At 59.5% G+C, this 2,344-nt stretch carries 4 protein-coding genes; 1 reads left to right on the forward strand and 3 read right to left on the reverse strand.

Annotated features, from left to right (window positions below; all coding sequences use genetic code 11):
- A partial coding sequence (locus AB4Z11_RS29650; RefSeq protein WP_442029457.1) for a 2-hydroxycarboxylate transporter family protein occupies positions 1 to 1,298 on the forward strand: 1,298 nt, incomplete at its 5' end.
- 31 nt (positions 1,299 to 1,329) lie between these two features.
- On the opposite strand, the gene AB4Z11_RS29655 is transcribed toward AB4Z11_RS29650, so the two are convergent.
- The 3 genes from AB4Z11_RS29655 to AB4Z11_RS29665 form a co-directional block, all read right to left on the reverse strand.
- The gene (locus AB4Z11_RS29655) at positions 1,330 to 1,719 is read right to left on the reverse strand and encodes a cupin domain-containing protein (protein ID WP_442029459.1); all 390 of its coding nucleotides are present in this window, start codon (positions 1,717 to 1,719) and stop codon (positions 1,330 to 1,332) included.
- 3 nt (positions 1,720 to 1,722) lie between these two features.
- On the reverse strand, positions 1,723 to 2,097 hold the full coding sequence (locus tag AB4Z11_RS29660; protein WP_442029461.1) for a hypothetical protein: 375 nt from the start codon (positions 2,095 to 2,097) through the stop codon (positions 1,723 to 1,725).
- A partial coding sequence (locus AB4Z11_RS29665; RefSeq protein WP_442029462.1) for a hypothetical protein occupies positions 2,094 to 2,344 on the reverse strand: 251 nt, incomplete at its 5' end. The genes AB4Z11_RS29665 and AB4Z11_RS29660, both read right to left, overlap by 4 nt.

The following is a 2,344-nucleotide window of genomic DNA, read 5'->3' on the forward strand; positions in this document are numbered from 1 at the left end:
GTGCGGCCTGGTACCAGCACGCCTGGCGCGCGATGGATAGCCGTGTCGGCGTGGTGCCGCTGCCGGTCTACCTGCTGCTGGCCGCCCTGATCGCGGGCTTTTGCAAACTGGGCAAGGTGCCGACTGATATGTCGGTGTCAATTGCGATTCTGGCCATTGGCGGCTTTACCTGCGCCGAATTCGGCAAACGCCTGCCGCTGCTGCGCCATATCGGCGCCGCTGCGGTGTGCGCAACCTTTGTGCCTTCCTTCCTGGTCTACCTGCACGCGATTCCACCGGTGCTGCTGAAGAACGTGGTGGAGTTCACCAAGGTCACCAACTTCCTTTATCTCTTCATCGCCTCGATCATCGTCGGCAGTATTTTCAGCATGGACCGCAACGTGCTGGTGAAAGGCTTCCTGAAAATTTTCGCGCCGCTGGCGGCTGGCACCGTGATCGCCGCGCTGGTCGGTACGGCGGTCGGCATGGCGCTCGGCCTGGGCTGGAAGCACACGCTGTTCTTCATCGTAGTGCCGATCATGGCGGGCGGCGTAGGCGAGGGCGCCATTCCGCTGTCGATTGGCTACGCGGCGATTCTGGGCCTGGCGCAAGGCGATATGTTTGCCCAGGTACTGCCGCCTGTGATGCTGGGCAGCCTGAGTGCGATCCTGCTGTCCGGTTGCCTGAACTTCGTCGGCAAGCGCTATCCGCATCTGACCGGCGAAGGCCGTTTGCAGCCCGGCGTCGCGGACGACCTGCGTGTTTCCGAACTGCCGGCGGGTCCTGCTGATATTACTAACGTCGCGGGTGCTGGCCTTACTGCCATCGCGCTGTATATGGTTGGCCTGATGTGCTTCCGCCTGTTCGATTTCCCGGCACCGGTGGCGATGCTGTTTGTCGCCGTTGTGCTCAAGCTGCTGCGTGTGGTGTCGCCGCAGCTGCAACAGGGCTCGCACGTGGTGTACAAATTCTTCTCGACCGCAGTAACCTATCCGTTGCTGTTTGCGATTGGCGCCGCGATGACCCCGTGGGAAAAACTGATCGCTGCTTTTACCTTGGCCAATCTGATTACCATCGTGGCCACGGTGGCAACGCTGATGGCGACCGGCTTTGTCGTGGGCCGCCGCCTTGGCATGTATCCAATCGAAACGGCCATCATCAACGCCTGCCATAGTGGCCAGGGCGGCACCGGCGACGTGGCCATTCTGACCGCCGCCAACCGTATGCAGATGATGCCCTTTGCGCAGATCGCGACCCGTATCGGCGGCGCGATCGTGGTCACGCTGTCCCTGTTCGCGCTGGCGCGTCTGGGCGCATAAAGAAAGAAGGCTGGCATGCGCCAGCCCTTGTTCACTTGGCCGGAGAGGCCAGTGGCTTGCCCTTCTCGACGACATAGGTGCCAATCAGGCGCATGGTGCCGGAACCCGTGTTCTTCGCATCATGCACTTTACCGGCCGGGATGACGACCGCGTCGCCAGCCTTCAGCTTGCGCGGTGCCTCGCCCTCAATCAGCAACTCGCCTTCACCTTCCAGCACGTAGCTGATTTCGTCGCCCGGATGAGTATGGCGTCCGGCGAAAACGCCCGGCTCCAGCTCCACCTTTGCGACCACGGCCTCGCGGCCTTCGATGGACAGGTCGGCCTTCGTAACGACAGTGCGCTTGATGCCCTGGGCTTGGGCTGCTCCTAAGCCGATTACTGCCAGGGCGACTGCCGTTGCAAGTAATTTGAGGGCGTTCATGGGTCAGGGCGGGTTGTTATCGATGTCTGGGTACAGGCCGCTCATCACCTTATTGCTTGGGCCAGCAACGATGACTTTCTCGCCCTTGCTGTTGATGAATCCAAAGTCCAGGTGGATCTTGACCTTTTGGGAGTTGATGTCGTTCAGAGTCACGTGCTTGCCATCTGCGCTGATGGACGGTGTGCTCAGTTGATCGTTAGGGTCTGGCGTGACTGAGCCGATGATCACACCGTGCGGTGCTGATTTCAGTTTGAAGCTGATGGTGGTGTGACGTGCATCGACGCCGACGATTGGCGGGTCGTAAGTCGCTTCGTAGCCAGTATCCGTTTCGACCACTGTGATGTCGCAGTGTTTGAACGGCGCTTTGTTATCACTCATTGATTACCTTTCATAAAAGGTTGGGTGGAGATGTAGCGCATATAACGAGCTTCGCGGTAGCCCATGGTATCGAGCTGCCGCATTTGATTGGCAACGAGATTACTATCGCCAATACAAATATTGGCCCGAACTTGTAGAGCAAGCAGGGCATAGTCTGTTGAGGTGGAGGCGAGCGGCAACAGCACGTCGCGCGCCTGTYTGCAGTAATCAATCATGCGCTCATCCAGACCCGAACGATGCGCTATGT

Source organism: Pseudoduganella sp. RAF53_2, assembly GCF_052113985.1.
Taxonomy (GTDB): domain Bacteria; phylum Pseudomonadota; class Gammaproteobacteria; order Burkholderiales; family Burkholderiaceae_D; genus Rugamonas.

Bases quoted from the DNA above. Each gene is read 5' to 3' on its own strand.
- AB4Z11_RS29655 (WP_442029459.1), bottom strand. From the start codon at position 1,719: ATGAACGCCCTCAAATTACTTGCAACGGCAGTCGCCCTGGCAGTAATC.
- AB4Z11_RS29660 (WP_442029461.1), bottom strand. From the start codon at position 2,097: ATGAGTGATAACAAAGCGCCGTTCAAACACTGCGACATCACAGTGGTC.